We start from the raw sequence: 19,206 nt of genomic DNA on the forward strand, positions 1-19,206 counted from the left end.
GGTGCTCCTCGGTGGCTCAGTGCATCTGGCAGATGTCGGCCCACTTCTCGACCGAGAGCTCGCCCTTGCAGGTCTGCAGCACGATCACGCCGGGCTCGCCGGCGCTGCGGAACTGGTAGGCGGTGTTCTTCGGCAGCAGGCCCTGGTGGCCGCGCGAGAGCCTCATCCAGCCCATCTTCGGGCCCTTCGGTTCGCCCTTCACGAGCACCGCGCCGTTCTTCTCCGCATCGGCGACGGCCTGCCCGGCGTCGAGCTTGACCAGGTGGATCTCGACCTCGCCGTCCATCACCAGCGCGAACTCGTCGTGGGCGCTGGTGTACCAGGGCGAACTGCCCTCGGCGCGCAGCGCCTCCAGCACGTAGATCTGGTTCTGGCCGAACACCACCTTTTCATAAGGCTTGCTCTTGCTCGCGATGTCGAAGCAGTTCGAGAACGCGTAGTGGCGGACGTCGTCGGCGATCGGCTCGACGTGGCCCTTCTGGTAGTTCTTCAGCGACCCGAAGCGGGTCTGGTAGGCAGCGGTCATGGGTTGTCTCCTCAGGTGCCGGACAGTGCAGCCTCGGGCTGCGGTGTCTGCACTTTAGGAAACGGGGGGCCGCTGCGGTAGGCCTCAAAAGCGGGCCGCATTGTTCGGTGAATCCGGTCAATGCGCAGGGTTTACCCTCAAGGCATCAAGCGTCGGTGATCAGTCCCGCCGGCAGCAAGCCGCGCTCGATCATGGCTGCGTCCCACGGCGGCACCTTCGCGAAGGCGGCCGTGATGTGCTCGATGAAGAGCCTGAGCTTGAAGGCATTGCGCGAGGTCCCCGCATAGACCGCGCTGAGCGAGAAGGACGACAGCTGGTGCTCCGGCAGCACGACCTGCAGCTCGCCGCGCAGGATCGGGTCGCCGGCCACCAGCGTCGGCAGGCAGACGATGCCGGCATGCTCCATCGCGTACTCGCGAAGCAGGTGAACGCTGTTGGTCAGCAGTGCGGCGCTCATGTACATCGTGACCTGCTCGCCGGCGCGATGGAAGGTCCAGCGGTCGCGCGTCGGATAGCCCGAATAGAGGCCCAGCGCGTGCTTGTGCAGCTCGCGCGGGCTCGCCGGCATGCCGTGGGCGCGCAGGTACTCGGGCGTGGCGCAGAACACCCGGCGCACCGGGAACAGCGGCCGCGACACCAGCTCGGTCGAGGCCGCCGGAAAGATCTGCAGCGCGCAGTCCACGCCGGCCTTCACCGGATCGACCACTGCATCGCTGACGATCAGCTCCAGGTGGATGTCCGGGAAGCTGACCTGGAAGGCCCGCAGCAGCGTCGCGAAGCGGCCCAGCACGAAGCCGGTCAGCGCATGCACGCGCAGCGTGCCGGTGGGCCCTTCCTTGGCATCGCGCATCTGGTCCATGATGTCGTTGGCCCGGCCGACCAGCTCGGTGCAGTCGCGCAGGAAGGCCTGGCCGACATCGCTGAGCCGCACCACGCGCGTGCTGCGGTGAAAGAGCGGCGCACCGACGTGGTCTTCCAGCTGCTTCACGCGGCTGGTGACCACCGACTTCGACACCCGCATCTGCCGTGCGGCCTCCGCGAAGCTCTGGGTCTGCGCGACGCGCACGAATGTCTCAATGTTCTCGAGTCGATCCATGGGTCAGCAATGTAGCGACTCCGGGCAGGCCCGGCGGCGCCTCACCCGGCGGTGCTGCCCGTCAAGCCGCGTGAACGGCCTTGCCGCGACCGATCTGCACCGGGTGCGCGAGCCTGTGCTTGCCCGGCAGTGCGACCCAGTCGGTCGACTGGCCGAGCAGGCTCGCGTTGCTGTAGAGCAGCTCCGCCCTGGCGCTGCCGCGCCCTGCGTCCAGCGCGACGATGCAACCGTTCTCGATGGTCACGCCGACTCCCTCGAACATCGCCTTCAGGCGCAGGTTCAGGTGGTCGGTGATGGCCGGAACTCCGGCGAACTCCAGCGCGACCTTGAGCTTGTTGTCGCAGACGACGTCATGCTTCGCCAGGAACATGTGCGTGGGCTGCCCCGACCCGCGCCGATCCGCGGTCGCGGCCTTCTGCAGCTCCGCCGTCTTGGCCCACGCCTGGGCCACCAGCTCCAGCACGTCCAGGTTCAGCGCCGAGGCCACCCCTTCCTGGATCTTCGCTTCCAGAAAACCCTTCTCCGGTCCTTTCGAAGGGGCGGCGTCATCGCCCTGCAGATGCATCTGCGACGAGTCGATGGCAAGGTCATGCGGCAGCAGGGCCGCGAGCGTGAATGTCGAGTCGCTCATGCTGCTTCTCCGTGGATCGCCACCAGGCTGGGCCGAGCGACCAGTTCGCCGGCCGGGCGCACGCCCGAGCCGACCGGCAGCCACTGGGTGCGCACCTGAAACGACGCGGCCGGGCCGGCCGCGGGCGACGCGGCTTCGAGCGACCAGGCGCCGAGGCCGACCGATACCGACAGCGGCTTTACCACCTGGACCGGCTTGGGCCACCACCATCGCACGGCCGCCGCCGCGAGTCCGGCGCCGAGCAGCGCGAACAAGGCGGCCCAGGACCAGCGCTCACGCTGCGCAGCCGCGAACGCAGCCTGCAGGCGGCGCGTCTCGTCTTCGAACTGCAGAACGCGCGTGGATGTCGCCGCCAGTTCGTTGCGCTGCCTTTGGGCCTCCTGCTCCCGGTTCGCGATGCGCTGGTTGGCCGCTTCCAGCGCCTGCGCGGTTCTCGCCTGATCGGCCTTCGCCTGCGAGAGTTCCTGGCTGGCCTGGTCGAGCCGGGTGCTCGCATTCCCGGCCTGGGCCCGAAGCGATTCGATCAGCTTCGAGAGTTCGCCGACCTGGCCTTGCAGCGCCCGGTTTGCGGCTTGCTGCTGGTTCGCGTCCCTTTCGGTCTTCGCCGCCTGGGCCTGCTCCTTCTGATGCGCGGAGGTCGCCGCCGCATCGGCGGCCCCAAGCGCGGCGATCCGTGCATTCAACGACTCGATGGTCCGGCGCAGCTGCAGGATCTGGGCGTTCAGGGTGTCGATGGTCTGTCGCAGCTGCTGGTTCTGCGCATTCAGCCCCCGGTTGGACTCCCTCAGCGCCTCGTCGCCCTGTCCAGCCGGTGGCGGGGCCGCGGCACCCTTGGCCAGGGCGCCGAGCGCGAGTCCGATCCCGAGCCCCAGCGCGGCGCCTTCGCCGGCGGACACCCTGCCCCCGGGCCTTGCGGGAGGGACCTGTCCGGACGGGCTCTGGCCTGCTTGCGGCGCCGCACCCTCTCGCGCCCCTGCTGCGCCGGCAGGAGCCTGACGGGGTGCGACATCGCCCCTGACTTGCGCCGCAGTCATGCCGGCGCATGCGGCGAGCGCGAGGGCGCAGAGTGCGGCTTGGAGGCGACAGCCCTTGTGACGTGGCTTCATGCCACGCACTCTATGGCGTCGGCGTGCGCTGCGAAACCTTCGGATTGGGGATGGTCGGACCGGGCAGCAACAGGATCTTGCCGACGCTCTCGCCCGATTCCATGCGCCGATGCGCCTGGGCCGCATCGGCGAGCGGGTAGCGGCTGTCGATCACGGGCCGGATCGCGCCGGCCGCCAGGGCGCCAAGCCATTGCTGCGCGAAGCGTTGAGTCATGGCCTGCTTGACCTCGGGAGGCCGCGACTTCATGACCGTGCCGAAGATCTGCAGATGGCGGTACAGCAGCAGGTCCATGGGCAGCGCGGCGCCTTCCGCGCCTCCCAGCAGGCCCACGACCACCATGCGTCCGCCCACCGCCAGCGAACGCAGGTTGCGCTCCAGGTAGGGGGCGCCGATGAAGTCGATCACGACGTCGACGCCTTTGCCCTCCGTCCTGCGGGCCACCACGGCCTGGAAGTCGTCGCTGCGGTAATCGATGACCTCATCCGCCCCGAAGCCCAGGACCGCATCGCGCTTGTCGCCGCCCGCGGTGGCGAACACACGCGCGCCGGCAGCGTGCGCGAGTTGCACCGCGGCCGAGCCGACACCACCCGCCGCCGCATGGATCAGCACCGACTCGCCAGCCTGCAGGCGGGCCAGATGAAACAGGGCTTCGTGCGCGGTCACGAACACCTCGGCGACCGCACCGGCATCGACCAGCGCGAGGCCTTCTGGCACGTGCATGGCCATCCGGTGATCGATGCGCGAGAGTTCGGCATAGGCGCCGCCGCCCACGATGCCCATGACGCGGTCACCCACGCGGAAGCCCTGCACCAGCGGCCCCATCTCGACCACGGTGCCGGCAATCTCCAGGCCCATCGTGTCGGCGTCGCCGAAATAGGCGCGGCCGTAGGCACCCTTGCGATGCGAGAGGTCGGCGCGATTGACCCCGATGGAAGCGTTGCGCACCAGCAGATCATGGGGTCGGACTTCCGGTGCGGCGATCTCGCGGCTCACGAGCACTTCGGGTCCGCCGAAGTCGTCGAAGACGATGGCTTGCATTGATTTTTTCTCTTTCATTCCAGGGTGATCTTCAAGTCCTTGACTGCCTCGGCCCACGCCTTGTCCTGCTGGGCCAAGAACTGTCGAAATTGCTGCGGAGTGCCTGTCTCGGGCTGCATGCCGAGCTGTTCGAGCCGCTGGCGCAGCGCAGGGTCGGCAAAGGCCTGGACGGCCGCCTTGTTGAGCTTGTCCACGATGGCCGGCGGCAGGCCGCGCGGGCCGAAGAAGCCGAACCAGCCCTGGACGCCGAAGCCCGGGTAGCCGGACTCGGCCACGGTGGGCACATCCGGCAGCATCGGCACGCGGTTCGGCCCCGTGACCGCCAGCACCTTGATGCGCTTGCTGGCGTGGTAGGTCATGGTGGTGGCCAGCGAGGTCTCGAACGACAGGTCGACATGGTTGGCCAACAGGTCCTGCATCGCAGGTGCCGCGCCCTTGTAGGGGACGTGGACCATGTCGACCTTGACCGCCTTGGCGAGGATCTCCGCCGTCAGGTGCGGGATCGAACCGGGGCCCACGCTGGCATAGGTGACCCGGCCCGGGTTCGCCTTTGCATGCTTCACGAACTCCGGGAAGTTGTTGAAGGGCGTGCCGGGGGCGGCAATCACGGCGCCCGGCGTATTCACCAGGTTCGTGATGGGCGTGAAGTCGCGCGCGGGATCGAAGGGCAGCTTTCGGCTCAGGTGCGGGCCGATGGACAGGGCACTGACCGTCAGCACGCCCAGGGTGTAGCCGTCCGGCGCGGCGCGGGCCACGGCGTGCGTGCCGATGTTCCCGCTGGCGCCCGCGCGGTTGTCGACAACCACGGCTTGCCCGAGCGACGCACTCAGGCGATGGGCCAGTTCGCGCGCCACCACGTCGGTGACGCCACCGGCCGGGAATGGAACGACGAGCGTGATCGGCCGGCTCGGGTAGTCGTCCTGCGCGAAGGCGGCGCCGCACAGGGCAGCCGCTGCACACAGCAGCGCAGCCGCGCCACGGCGCCAGGTGCTCCGGTTCATGAGCTTCATGGTCTTGTCTCCTTGTTCGTCCTGCGGATGCCGGCCTCAGATCTGGCTGATGAACTTCGTGCTGAGGTAGCTCTGGATGCCTTCGGCACCGCCTTCGGAGCCGTAGCCGCTGTCCTTGATGCCGCCGAACGGCAGCTCGCAGACGATCATCTGGGCGTGGTTGATGCCGATCATCCCGGCTTCCAGTTCGTTGCCCACGCGCACCGCGGTGCGCGTCGACTCCGTGAAGGCGTAGGCCGCCAGGCCGTACGGCAGGCGGTTGGCCTCGGCGAGGGCTTCGTCGATGGTCTCGAACGGGCACACCACGGCCAGCGGGCCGAAAGGCTCTTCGTGCATGACCCTCGCGTGCGCCGGCACGTCCGTGAGGACGGTGGGCTGCCAGAACAGGCCCGGCCGATCGATGCGCCCGCCCCCGGTGCGCACGGTGGCGCCACAGGCGCGGGCGTCGGCCACCAGGGCCGCGATGGCCTCGACGCGCCGCGCGTTCGAGATCGGACCCACCTGCGTTTCGGGGTCCAGGCCATCACCCACCTTCAAGGCCTGCGTTTCGGCGACGAACTTCGACAGGAAGGCCTCGTACACGGGGCGCTGCACCAGGATCCGCGTGGGCGACAGGCAGATCTGCCCGGTGCCGCGGAACTTGCCCGCCGCCACCAGCCGGGCCGCCGCGTCGAGGTCGGCGTCGGCGAACACCAGCACCGGCGCATGTCCGCCGAGTTCCAGCGTGATGGGCTTGAGCGCCTGGCCGGCTTGCGCCGCCAGCAGTCGACCCACCGGCACAGAGCCGGTGAAGGAGACCTTGCGGATCACCGGCGACTCGATGAGATGGCGCGAGATCAGCTCGGGCACGCCGAACACCACGTTCAGCACGCCCTTGGGCAAGCCGGCGTCGTCCAGGGCGCGTGCAATCGCCAACGCGGTTGCCGGGCACTCCTCTCCGGGCTTGAGCACGACGGAGCAGCCTGCCGCCAGTGCGGCCGCGATCTTGCGGCTGGGCGTGATGGCGGGGAAGTTCCAGGGTGCGAACGCCGCGACGGGCCCGATCGGCTCCTTGTGGACGCGCTGGTGCACCTCCGGACGCCTCGAAGGGACGGTGCGGCCGTAGACACGGCGCCCCTCTTCGGCGAACCACTCGAAGTAATCGGCGGCACTGGCGACCTCGTACTGCGCCTCGTGCAGGGCCTTGCCCTGCTCCAGGGTCAGCTGCCTGGCGATGGCCTCGGCGCGCTCGCGCAGAAGGGCCGCGGTACCGCGCAACACCTTGGCCCGATCGTAGGCGGGCGTTCTGCGCCAGACCTCGAAGCCGCGATCCGCTGCCTCCAGTGCGCGATCCAGATCCTCTCGACGCGCATAAGGCACGCGACCGATCACCGCCCCGGTCGCCGGATTGAGTACCGGCGAGTTGTCCCGGCCCGCCCCGCCGATCCACTCGCCCTCGATGAAGAGAAACAGCTCGTCATACTGAACAGACACCTGCATTCCTTTGCTTTGCATGCTTAAATCGATGAAGTCGAGGGATCGTATGGGGACACCTTCAAGCGGACAATCCCTCGCTCTCGCGAAACATCTTTGCAAGGAACGCAAATATGAGCCAAGCCCGCACCATGGAAAACCTGGAGGTCTTCGTCGACACGGTGCGTACCGGCTCCTTCTCCGCCGTGGCGCGGCGCAGGGGTGTGGCCGTGTCCTCGGTGGCGCGGCAGATCGATGCGCTTGAAGAAGAACTGAAGGCGTCGCTGTTCACGCGCTCCACGCGCGCGATGCGCCCCACCGACGCGGGTGAACTGCTGTTCCGCCGCGCGGTCCAGATCCTCAGCGATCTTGCCGATGCACGCAGCGAGGTCAGTTCGGTCGAGGCTGCGGTCGAAGGCGTGCTGCGCGTGAGTTGCCTGCCCACCTTCGGACGGCGCTACGTGGTTCCCTGCCTCGCGAAGCTGTTGCAGGCCCACCCGGGCTTGAGCGTGGAGCTGGACCTGACGGAGCGGCTCGCCGACCCGACCACGGAAAGGCTCGACCTAGCCATCCGCTTCGGCAACCTGCCCGACAGCGCGCTCTTCAGCAGCCGGCTCGCCGACCAGGCCTACGTCGTGTGCGCTGCGCCGGACTACCTGCGGCGCCAGGGCCCGCTGCAGGCGCTGGACGCCCTCGACAACCACCGGCTGATCGACAAGCGCCGAAGCCAGAGCCCGCTCGGCTGGCGCGAGGTGTTGGGAGAGGACCTGCTGCAGCACGGCTGCTGCGTGTTCGAAGCGGACGACTTCGACGCCCAGCGTCAGGCCGCGGTCGACGGCGTCGGCATCGTCCGCCTGCCGGATTGGGTCGTCGGGCACGACATCGGCCGCGGAGCGCTGGTGGCCTTGCATCCGCAGGGCCTGCCTGCCGCCGAGGCGACCGGGATTCATCTGGTGCGCGCGCTGCCGCGTCCGAGTGCCCGCCTGAAGGCCTTCGCGGCCGCATTGACCGACTTCGTCGGCCGGCCGGCGAGCTGGCAGCGCGCGATGAACGGCGAAGCGTGACGGGGGGCGAACTCGAGGCGCCGCGCAGCTAGCCCGCCCGCCGCGCCGGCCACAGACGCAGCGCCAGCGCGCCCACGCCCGACGCCGTCGCCAGCGCGGTCACGCCCATCCAGCCCCATTGCGGCAGCAGCAGAGCGGCCAGTGCGGAGCCCACGGCCATGCCGATGAACATGCCCGTGAACAGCACCGCGTTGAGCCGGCTGCGGGCCGCGGGCTCGATGCCGTAGACGATGGTCTGATGGGCGATCAGCGTGGCCTGCACGCCGAGGTCGAAGCCGACGGCGCTGACCGCCAGCAGCCACAGCCGGGCGTGGGGCGACAGCAGCGGCATCAGCGCCATGGCCGCGAACGACAGCACCACCAGCCCGGCGCCGAGGCGCGTCACCCGTTCGGGGCCGCGGCGGTCGGCCAGCCGGCCGGCCAGCGGCGCAGCCAACGCGCCGGCGGCACCGGCCAGCCCGAAGGCGCCGGCCGCAGCGCTGCCGAGATGGAAGGGCTCGCCATGCAGCATCACGGCCAGCGTCGACCAGAACGCGCTGAAGCCGATCGCCAGCAGCCCCTGCGCCAGGGTCGCCCGGCGCAGACCGGGATGGCGCCGCCAGAGCGCGGCCAGCGAGCCCAGCAGCGCACCGTAGGCCAGCTGCGTCGTCGGCCGGAAGCGCGGCAGGCCGCGCCAGGCCGCAGCGCCGATCAGCGCGACGCTCGCCGCCGCCAGCACGAACATCGCGCGCCAGCCGAAATGCTCGGCCACGAAGCCGCTCACGACGCGCGACAGCAGGATGCCGAGCAGCAGGCCCGTCATCACCATGCCGACCACCTTGCCGCGATGCGACTCGGGCGCCAACGTGGCCGCGGCGGGCACGATGTCCTGCGCCATGGTGGCGGCCAGGCCGATCGCCAGGCTGGCCACCAGCAGCAGCCCGATGCCGGGAGCAGCACCGGCCAGCAACAGGGCCGCGCACAGCGCCGCCGCCTTCGCGAGGATGATGCGGCGCCGGTCGAAGCGATCGCCGAGCGGCGCCAGCAGCAGGAGGCCGAGCGCGTAGCCCAGTTGCGTCAGCGTGGGCACGAAACCGACCTCGCGGGTCGAGGCGCCGACGTCGGCGCCCAGGACGCCCAGCATCGGCTGGCTGTAGTAGATCGACGCCACCGCCAGGCCGGCGCCGCTGGCCAGCAGAAAGACCAGCGAAGCCGGCATTTGCGCGGGCATCGCCTGGGCGTCGCCTGCAGCGCTCGCATGCGCCACTTGAATGGAAGACATGGTGAAAACCCTTGATATCTTGAATGAGCTGGAGTTTGGCCCTGCAGCCTTCCTCTTGGTAGTCATCAAGAGCGCACAATAGTTATACGTTCGACGCATACAACTCTTGCAACCATGCCGCCGTCCACCCTGCCCTCCGCCATCGTCGCCTCGTCCGACCGCATCGAACTGATGAAGACCTTCGTGCAGATCGTCGAGGCGGGCAGCCTGTCGGCCGCGGCGGCGCAGATGCGGACCACGCAGCCGACGGTCAGTCGCCGGCTTCAGGCGCTGGAGCGCCTGCTCGGGGTGCGTCTGCTGCGCCGCTCCACGCATGCGATGAAGCTGACCGAGGATGGCGAGCGCTGCGTCGAGCGCGCCCGGGAGCTGATCGAGAGCTGGCAGGCTTTCGAGTCCGACCTGCGGGGCGACGACGAGGAACCCGAGGGCATGCTGCGCGTGGTGGCGCCGCACGCCTTCGGCCAGCAGTTGCTGGTCGGGCCGCTGGCCGCCTACATCCGGCGCCATCCGCGGGTCAGCGTCGAATGGCTGCTGCACGACCGGCGCCCCGACTTCATCGCCGAGGGGGTCGACTGCGCGATCCAGGTCGGCGAGGTGAACGACCTCGGCGTCGTCGCCATCAAGCTCAGCGAGGTACCCCGCATCGTGGTCGCTGCGCCCTCGGTGCTCGAGGGCTTGCCGGCACCCACGCACGCGCGCGAACTCGCGGCACTGCCGTGGCTCGCGCTGCGCACCTTCTACCGCACCGAGATCCTGCTGTCGCACGCCAGGAGCGGCGAGAGCTGCCGCGTCGCCCTGCGCCCGCGCCTGAGCACCGACAGTCTCTACGCCCTGCGCAGCGCCGCCGTGATGGGGATGGGCGTGTGCGTGGGCTCGACCTGGCTCCTGGCCGAGGAGCTTGCGCAAGGCCGCCTGATCCAGCTGGCGCCCGAGTGGCAGGCAGCCGCCCTGCCGGTCTATCTGACCTATCCGCAGGCGCGACTCCAGCCGCCCAAGCTGAAGCGATTCATCGAGGCGATGCGCTTCGAGTGGCCGACGTAGATCGCAGGGAACGAGGTTCCTCCACGGCCCGGAATCTTGCATCTGTAAGAGACCCGCCCGCCGCATGAAATCGGCCGGAAACGCCGGCCACCGACAGTCGAGGCGTCGCCTGAGTCGCGGCACACAAGGAGCACCGATGACGCCTCGCCACCTCGCACTGCACGCCCTCCCACCAGCCGCTCCGGCGCTTTCCACATGACCACGCCGGACCGCCCTCGCGCGATCATCGCCGGCGGCTCGCTCAGCGGCCTGTTCGCGGCGACCACCCTGCGTGCCGTCGGCTGGGATGTCGCGGTCTTCGAGCGCTCGCCGGACGCACTCGACAGCCGCGGCGGCGGCATCGTGCTGCAGCCCGACGTGCTGGCCGCCTTTCGCTTTGCCGGCGTCGGCCACGCCGACGCGCTGGGCGTGCGATCGGGCGACCGCATCTACCTCGACGCCGAGGACGGCGTGATCCACCGCTCCTGGATGCCGCAGACCCAGACCTCCTGGAACATGCTCTACGGCGCCATGCGAAGGGCATTGCCGGCCACCTGCATCCATGCGGGCGAACGGCTGGTGAGCTTCAAGCAGACGGGCGAGCGCGTGACGGCGCTGTTCGCGAGCGGCCGCCTGGAGCGAGGCGATCTGTTGATCGGCGCCGATGGCGCGGGCTCCACCGTGCGCAGCCAGTTGCTGCCGGGGCTCAAGCCGACGTATGCAGGCTATGTCGCCTGGCGCGGGCTGGTGCCCGAGTCGGCATTGGCCCCTGCGGCTGCCGCCAGGCTCGGCAGCGCCTTCGTGTTTCAGCAAGGGCGCGACCACCTCGTGCTCGAGTACCGGGTTCCCGGCGAAGACGGGTCCGTGGCCGAAGGCGCCCGGCGCTGGAACTGGGTCTGGTACCGCAAGGTGCCCGCCGGCTTGCCGCTGACAGAGCTGCTCACCGACCGCGACGGCGTGGCACACGCGTTCTCCTTGCCGCCCGACGCGCTGCGGGATGCACCGATCGCCGCCTTGCGGCGAGATGCGCGGCAACTGCTGGCGCCGAGCCTGCGCGAACTGGTGCTCGCCACCGAAGCGCCCTTCATTCAAGCCATTCTCGACCTGGCGGTCCCGCGCATGGTGTTCGGACGCACCGTGCTGATCGGCGATGCCGCCTTCGTGCCGCGACCGCACACCGCAGGCAGCACGGCGAAGGCGGCAGCCGACGCGCTATCGCTCGCGAAGGCCGTGGCGCCGGGCCAGCGCGCCATCGACACCCGCTTGGCGGCCTGGGGAGCAGAACAGTTGAACGCCGGTGCCTGGATGGGCGAACGGGGCATTTCGATGGGCAACGAGATCATGGGGATCGCATGATGTGGCCCATGGTCGTCGACGACGGCCCCACCCGCATCTCTCCACTCGTGAGGACACCGAAATGACCAGGCAATGCACGCACACCGCAGGCATCCGGCAAGTGCTGCCCAGCGCCAAGGGCTGCGAGGAATGCCTCAAGACCGGCAGCAACTGGGTCCATCTCCGGCTGTGCCGGACCTGCGGCCACGTGGGCTGCTGCGACGAGTCGCCCAACCGCCATGCGCGCGCGCACTTCCATGCGACATCGCACCCTGTCATCGAAGGCTACGACCCGCCGGAAGGCTGGGGATGGTGCTACGTCGATCGCGTCGGGCTGGACCTCGGCGATGACACGACCCCGCAGCTCGGACCGATCCCCCGGTACTTCTGACTGTTCAAGTCCGGTCGTCGTGCGGACTGCCCGCGGCATACAGCACCGCGCGCGGCGCACGGCACAGGCCCCACAGGCGAACGCCGGCGAGTTGCGCCAGCCGCACGCCCATCGCGAGCGTGCCGAGCAGCTTGTCGAGTGCGTTGTGCCGGCCCACGTCTTCCATCACGTCGAGCAGGTCGCCAAGCTCCCCGGTTTTGCTTGCGGCCAGATCCGCAGCGCCAGCGCGGCAGTGGCCGCGAGCGCGGACAGCGCGCTGACCGCGATCCACCCCCATTGCGCGAGCAGCAGGGCACCCAGCGCCGAACCGACCGCCATGCCGATGAACATGCCCGTGAAGAGCACCGCATTGAGGCGGCTGCGGGCGCCGGGATCGATGCCGTAGACGATGGTCTGGTGCGCGATCAGCGCAGCCTGGATGCCGAGGTCGAAGCCCACCGCGCCGGCCGCCAGCAGCCAGAGCTGGGCGCCGGGCTGCAGCAGGCCGGCGAAGGCCATGGCCGCGAACGACAGGACGACCAGCGCGGCGCCCAGCCGGGTCACCAGTTCGGGGCCGCGCCGGTCCGCGAGGCGGCCGGCCATCGGCGCGACCAGCGCGCCGGCCGCACCCGCGAGGCCGAAGGCCCCGGCGGCGGCGGCACCGAGATGGAAGGGCTCGCCATGCAGCATCACGGCCAGCGTGGACCAGAAGGCGCTGAAGCCGACCGACAGCAGGCCCTGCGCCCAGGTGGCGCGGCGCAGTGCCCCATGCCGCTGCCACAGGCTGGCGAGCGAGCGCAGCAGCGCGCCGTAGCCCAGCTGCGTGGTCGGCCTGAAGGCCGGCAGCATGCGCCAGGCGCTGGCGCCGACCAGCGCGATGCTGGCCGCCGCCAGGACGAACATGGCGCGCCAGCCCCAATGCTCGGCGACGAAGCCGCTGACCACGCGCGACAGCAGGATCCCGAGCAGCAATCCGGTCATGACCGTGCCGACGACCTTGCCTCGATGGACTTCCGGGGCCATCGTGGCCGCCGCCGGAACGATGTCCTGTGCCATCGTGGCCGCCAGCCCGATGACGAGGCTGGCGCCCAGCAGGACCGCAAGCGAAGGCGCCGCGGCGGCGAGCAGCAGCGCCGCGCACAGCAGCGCGGCCTTGAGCAGGATGATGAGGCGCCGGTCGAAGCGGTCGCCCAGCGGCGCGAGAAAGAAGATGCCCAGGGCGTAGCCGACCTGCGTGAGCGTGGGCATCAGCCCGACGGCCCGGGCCGATGAGCCGATGTCGGGCCCGAGGATGCCGAGCATCGGCTGGCTGTAGTAGAGCGCCGCCACCGAGGCGCCGGCGCCGCCTGCCAGCAGCAGGACCAGCGAAGGCTTCAGCAGAGCGGCGGCCGCTACAACCCGTAGCTGCGCCGGATGGGGCGAGGTGTTCATGGCTAGGGCTCCTTGTCGATGAATGGCGGCCTCGATCCTCGGTCGGCGGCATTTCCGCTTCGCATCAAGTTCGGCTCCGGGCATTTCATCTGCAACATGGTCGTCGGCCATGAAACGACGCGGCAATCCGCGCACCCCACAGTGCATCCATGGACCCGGCAACGCATCGGCCGGCCGTTCATCTCCAACCCCGATGCAATTCACAGAGGCCGCTTTCATGACCACCACACTCGAATCCACTCTCGCCCGCCGCCAGGCGCCCTTGCGCACCCCGACCGCCCTCGGCGCCGATGCCCGGCGCGACATCGGCGCCGGCCTCGCGGCCCTGCTGGCGGACAGCTTCGCGCTCTACCTGAAGACGAAGAACTTCCACTGGCACATGTCCGGCCCGCACTTTCGCGACTACCACCTGATGCTCGACGAGCAGTCGGACCAGGTCTTCGCCCTCACCGACCCGCTCGCCGAGCGCGCGCGCAAGCTCGGCGGCAGCACGCTGCGCTCGATCGGCGACATCTCGCGCCACCAGCGCCTGTCGGACAACGATGCGCCCTTCGTCACGCCGGGCGACATGCTGGCCGAACTGCGCGAGGACAACCTGCGCCTGGTCGACTACATGCGCGCCACCCATGCGATGTGCGACGCCCATGGCGATGTCGCCACCGCGAGCCTGCTGGAGAACTGGATCGACGAGGCCGAGCGGCGCGCCTGGTTCCTGTTCGAGACCGGCCGCGCGGCCTGAACGGACTGCACGGTGCGAGCCCTCGCAAGGGCTCGCATCGCGCGGCTCAGTGCAGCACCTGCACCTGCGGCTCGAACACGTAGCCGGCGCCGCGCTCGGTACGGATCATCTTCGGCGCCGAGGCGTCGACCTCGATCTTGCGCCGCAGCCGCAGGATCTGAACGTCGATCGAACGGTCGTACACCTCGGCGCCGTGCAGCCGCGACAGCTCCAGCAACTGGTCGCGCGACAGCACGCGCTGCGGCTGCTCGCACAGCGCCAGCAGCAGGTTGAACTCGCCGTTGCTCAGCTCGACGCGCTGCCCCTCGGGCGAGGTCAGCCGGCGCGCCAGCAGGTTGAGCTCCCAGCCCGCGAACCGATAGGCGCGGCGCTTGCTGCTGCGGACCGGCGACGCCACATCGGTGCGCGCCTGGTAGCGGCGCAGCACGGCGCGGATTCGGGCCAGCATCTCGCGGTTGCTGAAAGGCTTGGTGACGTACTCGTCGGCGGCGATCTCCAGGCCCATCACCCGGTCGGCCTCGTCCTGCTTGCCGGTGACGATGATGACCGGCAGCTCGCTGGTGTCCCGCAGGCCGCGCGCCAGCTGCATGCCATCCTCGCCGCCCAGCCGCAGGTCGAGCATGACCAGGTCGATCACGCTGTCCTGCAGCACCGCGTTCATCTCGGCGCCGGTCGCCACGGCGGTCACCTGGAATTCGTTCTCCGACAGATAGGCCGACAGCAGCTCGCGCAGTGCCGGATCGTCGTCGACGACGAGGATGTGGGGGGAGGCTGTGTTCATGTCGCTCGAAGCGTAATTCAATTGGTCCTACGCGTGCCTACCGATCGATTGCAGATGAAATCTCCGGCCCCGGCTCTGACATTGCGCCGGCACCGGCATCGGCGCCAATCGGTCCCAGGGGGCGCAACGACGCCCCGGCAACGGACGGGACTGATTTCATGTCGAAGATCATGGTCATCGAGGAAGATAGCGCGATGCGCGTGCTGATCTCCGAATGGCTGGCCAGCGAGGGACACGAGGTCCGCTCGGTGCCGCGGCACGACGCCGCGAGCGGCACTGTCACCGACGACGCGGTCGATCTGGTCATCCTCGACCTGCCGCATCCGCGCTCGCGCAGCGGCGAGGCCGCCCACGCGGTCCAGGTGGTGCACGCGGCCTATCCGCAGGCGGCGGTCATCGGCATCTCGACCCTGATTGGACGCAGTCTGGGCATCGATTCCGGCGCCAGCCGCACGCTCGGCGTCAGCCGGCTGCTCGCCAAGCCCTGCACCAGGGAAGAATTGCTCGGCGCCGTGGCGGCCGCCCTGTAGCCGCATGACGTCGGGTGAGCGCCTGAGGCAGCGGATCATTGCAGCGGGCGTGGTCCTGATTGCCGCCTTCGCCGGCTCCGCGATCTACGATGGCTGGCGGCTGCACCAGCAGATCATGATCGCGGTCGACGTCCTGCTGCGCGACACCGGCTAATGGTGGGAGACCACCGGCCGCAGTCTGCCTGGGGACGCGCTCGCGGGTCACCGGGGAGGCGCTGGTTGGGGGAAGGCGGCGCCGCTGATTGATCGACCCTGGCGCGGACGCTCGGTTGCAGGTGAAACAAGGCGCCGCGGATTGCAATGCCGGCGCAATGCGGGAGTCCGAAAGTAGTGGCTCCACTCAACCACCGGAACTCCCATGAGCACCATCACCACCGCCGACGGCACCGAGATCTTCTACAAGGACTGGGGCAGCGGCCAGCCGATCGTCTTCAGCCATGGCTGGCCCCTGTCCTCCGACGCCTTCGAGGACCAGATGTTCTTCCTCGCCGCGCACGGTTTCCGCTGCATCGCGCACGACCGCCGCGGCCATGGTCGTTCCAGCCAACCCTGGCAAGGCAATGACATGGACACCTACGCCGACGACCTGGCGGCGCTGGTGAAGCAGCTCGACCTGAAGGACGCGATCCATGTCGGCCACTCGACCGGCGGTGGCGAGGTCGCGCGCTACATCGGCCGCCACGGCACGGCGCGCGTCGCCAAGGCGGTCCTGATCGGCGCCGTGCCGCCGCTGATGGTCAAGACCGAGGCCAACCCGGGCGGCACCCCGCTCGAAGCCTTCGACGGCATCCGCGCCGGCGTGCTGGCCGACCGCTCGCAGTTCTGGAAAGACTTGAGCATGCCCTTCTACGGCTACAACCGGCCCGGCGCCAAGGTGTCCGAAGGCGTGCGCGAGTCGTTCTGGCTGCAGGGCATGGCCGCCGGCATGCCGGCCTCGTACTTTTGCGTCAAGGCCTTCTCGGAAACCGACCTCAGCGAGGATCTGAAGAAGTTCGACGTGCCGACGCTGATCCTGCACGGCGACGACGACCAGATCGTGCCGATCGCCGACTCGGCGCTGCTCTCGGCCAAGCTCGTGAAGGGTTCCACGCTGAAGATCTACGAGGGAGCGCCGCACGGCATGTGCACGACGCGCAAGGACGAAGTGAGCGCGGACCTGCTGGCGTTCGCCAGGGGCTGAGGAAGCCGCGGCGCTGCGGCGGCTTCCCGGACGCAGCGCGTTCGCTACCCTGCCAGGGTGGCGAACGACGCCCGGCCGATCGCCAACAGGCGGCCGTCGCCGTCGAACAGATCCACATCGGCCACGCCGACGGTGCGGCCATTGCGACGAACCCGCGCGACCACTTTCAAGTCGGTGTCGATCGCCGGGCGAAGGTAGTCGACGCGGAAGTTGATGGTCGGCAGCCCCCGGCCGAGCTGCATCGCCAGCGCGAAGTCGCCCACCGTGTCGATGATCGCGGCCAGCGGGCCACCATGCCACTGCCTGCTGCCGCGGCCCCGCTCGAACTCGGGCCGCATCGGCACTCGCACGGCCAGCAGCCCTTCCTCGAGGTCGAGCGATTCGGCCTTCAGGCCCAGGGTGGAGATGTAAGGCGACTCGTCGAAGTGCTGCTGCACCTGCGCCAGCGTGAAGGGCGTCACCTGCGGCGTACTCATGGATTCACCAGCACCTTGCCGACGATGCGGCGCTGTTCGAGGCTGTCCAGCGCGCGGGTGCCATCGGCCAGCGAATAGCGCTGATCGATGGGTACTTTCAACTCGCCGCGCTGCACCTTGTCGAGCAGCGTGTGGATGTCGTCGCGCTGCCAGCCGTTGGAGCCGCGGATCTGCAGCTCGAAGGTCCAGATGAAGCGCAGGTCTTCCTTCGGGTCGTAGCCCGCCGTGGCGCCGCAGGTCAAGGCCCGCCCGCCCACGCGCAGGGTCCTCAAGCCCTTGACCCAGGTGTCGCCGCCCGTGAAGTTGACCACCACGTCGACGCCACGCTGGGGCACCCCCTCGGGACTGCGCCTGATCGTCGGCTTGCCGTGCCGCGCATGCGAAACCTGCACGAAATCCTCCTCGGTGTAGAGGATGGTCTCGTCGGCGCCCAGCGCCTTCAGCTGCTCGGCCTTGGCGGGCGTGCCCGCGCAGGCGATCACGTAGGCACCCGCGGCCTTGCACAGCTGCAGCGCGCAGACGCCGACGCCCCCGCTCGCGCCCAGGATCAGGACTTTCTCTCCGGCCTTCACCTGGCCGATCGTGCTCACCATCCGCAGCGCGGTGCCATAGGCCACGGGCAGCGCGGCCGCTTCGTCGAAACTCACCGCGTCAGGCAATCGGATCAGCTGGTGCGCGCGCGCCCGACACAGCTCGGCGAGGCCGCCGTGCACCGTCTCCCCCATCAATCCGCCTTCGATGCGGTTGATCGGATCGACCAGTACCCGGTCGCCGATCGCCCAGCCCTCGACGCCGGCGCCGATGGAGACGATCTCGCCGGCCACGTCCAGCCCCATGATCGCCGGCAGGGGAATGCGGATGCCGGGCATGCCGCGGCGGGTGAAGACGTCGTGGTAGTTGAGCGAGGTCGAGCGCACCCGCACCACCACGTCGCCCTCCCCCGCCACCGGGTCGGGGAAATCGGTCTCCAGCTCGAGTTGCTCGGGGCCGCCGTGCTCTCTCAGTACAAGTGCTTTCATCAGGTGTTCTCGTTGGGTTGGATTTGATTCATTGAATGGGAGGATCACCAGCTCGCGACGCCGCGGACCGCTGCCTGCGTCAAGGCCAGCCCGTGCTGCCACACGGCATCACGCCAGTCCTCGGCCACCGGGTTCAGCGCGTCGAGCACGTCGGCGGCCATCTGCTGGCGCACGTCGTCGTCGAGGCCGGCACCGTGGCGCCGCAGCCATTGGTCCAGGCGCAGCGCGCGTCCGGTGGCGCTGCCGCGCGTGCCGAACTCGATCACCGCGCCCGCCAGCTGCCGGCCTTCGAGAAACGACTGCACGCCGTAAAACACCAGCCCTTGGTAGTGAGGCCGCGCCAGGCCGTTGGGCCGGGAGCCGATGACCTTGTCGGCGCCCCACCAGCGAGCGGCCTCGGCCTGCTCCGCCGAGCCTTCCTCGTTGAAGCACAGGAAGAACGGTTGGCCGCGCTCCCCGATGCCGGTGTGCCAGTCGATCAATCCCACCTTCTCGGCGCTGCCGAGCTGCTCGCGCACGATCTTTTCCAGGGTCAGATTCGACCACTCGCGCTGCACGCCACCGTAGAACGGGCCGAGCGGATCGACATACTGCCCCCGGGCCAGGGTGTCGAACAGCGCATCGGCCCCATGGCGTTCCACGAAGGCTTTCTCACCTGCATCTCCGGCGGCCAGCTGGTCCTGGGACCAGTGGGCGGGCACCAGGTGCTCGCGCAATTCGTCGTAGCGCGGGTTGACCGGATGCGGCTTGCGGTGATCGACGAAGTTGCGGTTCAGGTCGACGTTGTTCTCGGTGGTGCGCGTCCCGCGCGCGAAGCCGTAGGGGTTGATGCCGTGCACCAGCAGGACGCCGGTATCCGCGGGGATGCGTGCCGCATCGCCGCTCTTGAGCCAGGCCACCTGTGCCGCCGACCCGGCATAGCCTTCCTGGCCATGGGTTCCGCTGATGACCAGCAACTGCCTCGAGCCCTTGCGATCGCCCAGGTGTGCGATGTCGACGGTGAGCGCCTCGCCCGAAGGCCCACGCTCCTCGGGATGCGTGAAGGCCTCCAGCGTGGCCGCGCCTGCCGCCTGGGCCGAGCGGCGAAACCGCTCCCGTGCGCCCACATAGCTGGCGGCGAAGAAATCGGTGAAGTTCATC

At 69.3% G+C, this 19,206-nt stretch carries 20 protein-coding genes and 1 pseudogene; 7 read left to right on the top strand and 14 right to left on the bottom strand.

Going from position 1 to position 19,206, the window contains the following annotated elements:
* Positions 1-16 precede the first annotated feature (16 nt).
* The 7 genes from QTI45_RS27775 to QTI45_RS27805 all read right to left on the bottom strand — a co-directional run bounded on the left by QTI45_RS27775 (position 17) and on the right by QTI45_RS27805 (position 6,887).
* On the bottom strand, positions 17-526 hold the full coding sequence (locus QTI45_RS27775) for a cupin domain-containing protein (protein ID WP_286656626.1): 510 nt from the start codon (positions 524-526) through the stop codon (positions 17-19).
* Positions 527-671: 145 nt separating this feature from the next.
* Positions 672-1,622 carry a LysR family transcriptional regulator gene (locus QTI45_RS27780; RefSeq protein WP_286371580.1) on the bottom strand — a complete coding sequence of 317 codons (951 nt, stop codon included), beginning with the start codon at positions 1,620-1,622 and terminating at the stop codon, positions 672-674.
* Between the two features lie 61 nt (positions 1,623-1,683).
* A complete protein-coding gene (locus QTI45_RS27785; RefSeq protein ID WP_286371581.1) occupies positions 1,684-2,253 on the bottom strand; it encodes a hypothetical protein in 570 nt (189 codons plus the stop codon).
* On the bottom strand, positions 2,250-3,149 hold the full coding sequence (locus QTI45_RS27790) for a hypothetical protein (protein ID WP_286656627.1): 900 nt from the start codon (positions 3,147-3,149) through the stop codon (positions 2,250-2,252). Before QTI45_RS27790 ends, QTI45_RS27785 begins: the two co-directional genes overlap by 4 nt.
* Positions 3,150-3,369: 220 nt before the next feature.
* A complete protein-coding gene (locus tag QTI45_RS27795) occupies positions 3,370-4,398 on the bottom strand; it encodes an NAD(P)H-quinone oxidoreductase (protein WP_286656628.1) in 1,029 nt (342 codons plus the stop codon).
* 14 nt (positions 4,399-4,412) lie between these two features.
* On the bottom strand, positions 4,413-5,408 hold the full coding sequence (locus QTI45_RS27800) for a Bug family tripartite tricarboxylate transporter substrate binding protein (protein WP_286656629.1): 996 nt from the start codon (positions 5,406-5,408) through the stop codon (positions 4,413-4,415).
* Between the two features lie 36 nt (positions 5,409-5,444).
* On the bottom strand, positions 5,445-6,887 hold the full coding sequence (locus tag QTI45_RS27805; protein WP_444813319.1) for an NAD-dependent succinate-semialdehyde dehydrogenase: 1,443 nt from the start codon (positions 6,885-6,887) through the stop codon (positions 5,445-5,447).
* Between the two features lie 107 nt (positions 6,888-6,994).
* Between QTI45_RS27805 and QTI45_RS27810 the strand changes: the two genes are divergently transcribed.
* Positions 6,995-7,924, top strand: coding sequence for a LysR family transcriptional regulator (locus tag QTI45_RS27810; protein WP_286656631.1), 930 nt, complete (start codon positions 6,995-6,997; stop codon positions 7,922-7,924).
* A gap of 28 nt (positions 7,925-7,952) precedes the next feature.
* On the opposite strand, the gene QTI45_RS27815 is transcribed toward QTI45_RS27810, so the two are convergent.
* Positions 7,953-9,185, bottom strand: coding sequence for an MFS transporter (locus QTI45_RS27815; RefSeq protein ID WP_286656632.1), 1,233 nt, complete (start codon positions 9,183-9,185; stop codon positions 7,953-7,955).
* A gap of 114 nt (positions 9,186-9,299) precedes the next feature.
* Between QTI45_RS27815 and QTI45_RS27820 the strand changes: the two genes are divergently transcribed.
* The 3 genes from QTI45_RS27820 (at position 9,300) to QTI45_RS27830 (ending at position 11,931) form a co-directional block, all read left to right on the top strand.
* Positions 9,300-10,226, top strand: coding sequence for a LysR family transcriptional regulator (locus QTI45_RS27820; RefSeq protein WP_286656633.1), 927 nt, complete (start codon positions 9,300-9,302; stop codon positions 10,224-10,226).
* A 195-nt stretch (positions 10,227-10,421) separates the two neighbouring features.
* Positions 10,422-11,561, top strand: coding sequence for an FAD binding domain-containing protein (locus QTI45_RS27825; protein ID WP_286656634.1), 1,140 nt, complete (start codon positions 10,422-10,424; stop codon positions 11,559-11,561).
* A 61-nt stretch (positions 11,562-11,622) separates the two neighbouring features.
* Positions 11,623-11,931: a UBP-type zinc finger domain-containing protein gene (locus QTI45_RS27830; protein ID WP_286371590.1), complete on the top strand. Its 309-nt coding sequence runs from the start codon at positions 11,623-11,625 to the stop codon at positions 11,929-11,931.
* A gap of 4 nt (positions 11,932-11,935) precedes the next feature.
* Here the strand turns inward: QTI45_RS27830 and QTI45_RS27835 are convergent.
* Both QTI45_RS27835 and QTI45_RS27840 read right to left on the bottom strand, forming a co-directional pair.
* Positions 11,936-12,166: pseudogene (locus tag QTI45_RS27835) on the bottom strand (formate dehydrogenase accessory sulfurtransferase FdhD); the annotation flags it as partial.
* A complete protein-coding gene (locus QTI45_RS27840) occupies positions 12,097-13,341 on the bottom strand; it encodes an MFS transporter (protein ID WP_286656635.1) in 1,245 nt (414 codons plus the stop codon). The pseudogene QTI45_RS27835 and the gene QTI45_RS27840, both read right to left, overlap by 70 nt.
* Positions 13,342-13,558: 217 nt before the next feature.
* On the opposite strand from QTI45_RS27840, the gene QTI45_RS27845 reads away from it, so the two are divergent.
* The gene (locus QTI45_RS27845; protein ID WP_286369321.1) at positions 13,559-14,080 is read left to right on the top strand and encodes a Dps family protein; all 522 of its coding nucleotides are present in this window, start codon (positions 13,559-13,561) and stop codon (positions 14,078-14,080) included.
* 46 nt (positions 14,081-14,126) lie between these two features.
* Here QTI45_RS27845 and QTI45_RS27850 read toward each other — a convergent pair whose 3' ends face one another.
* Positions 14,127-14,861, bottom strand: a complete 735-nt coding sequence (locus QTI45_RS27850) for a response regulator (protein ID WP_286656636.1) — start codon at positions 14,859-14,861, stop codon at positions 14,127-14,129.
* Positions 14,862-15,019: 158 nt separating this feature from the next.
* On the opposite strand from QTI45_RS27850, the gene QTI45_RS27855 reads away from it, so the two are divergent.
* The gene (locus tag QTI45_RS27855; RefSeq protein WP_286656637.1) at positions 15,020-15,391 is read left to right on the top strand and encodes a response regulator; all 372 of its coding nucleotides are present in this window, start codon (positions 15,020-15,022) and stop codon (positions 15,389-15,391) included.
* 358 nt (positions 15,392-15,749) lie between these two features.
* A complete protein-coding gene (locus tag QTI45_RS27860) occupies positions 15,750-16,571 on the top strand; it encodes an alpha/beta fold hydrolase (protein WP_286656638.1) in 822 nt (273 codons plus the stop codon).
* Positions 16,572-16,615: 44 nt separating this feature from the next.
* Here QTI45_RS27860 and QTI45_RS27865 read toward each other — a convergent pair whose 3' ends face one another.
* From QTI45_RS27865 to QTI45_RS27875, 3 genes are read right to left on the bottom strand one after another with little or no spacing between them, the layout of a single operon-like run.
* Complete coding sequence (locus QTI45_RS27865; RefSeq protein WP_286656639.1) at positions 16,616-17,047, bottom strand: PaaI family thioesterase; 432 nt, start codon at positions 17,045-17,047, stop codon at positions 16,616-16,618.
* Positions 17,044-18,066, bottom strand: a complete 1,023-nt coding sequence (locus QTI45_RS27870) for a quinone oxidoreductase family protein (protein ID WP_286656640.1) — start codon at positions 18,064-18,066, stop codon at positions 17,044-17,046. The genes QTI45_RS27865 and QTI45_RS27870 overlap by 4 nt, the downstream gene beginning before the upstream one ends.
* A gap of 44 nt (positions 18,067-18,110) precedes the next feature.
* Complete coding sequence (locus tag QTI45_RS27875) at positions 18,111-19,205, bottom strand: M14 family metallopeptidase (RefSeq protein WP_286656641.1); 1,095 nt, start codon at positions 19,203-19,205, stop codon at positions 18,111-18,113.
* Position 19,206 lies beyond the last annotated feature (1 nt).

It is taken from the genome of Variovorax saccharolyticus (assembly GCF_030316765.1).
In the GTDB taxonomy this organism is placed as follows: Bacteria; Pseudomonadota; Gammaproteobacteria; order Burkholderiales; family Burkholderiaceae_C; genus Variovorax; species Variovorax saccharolyticus.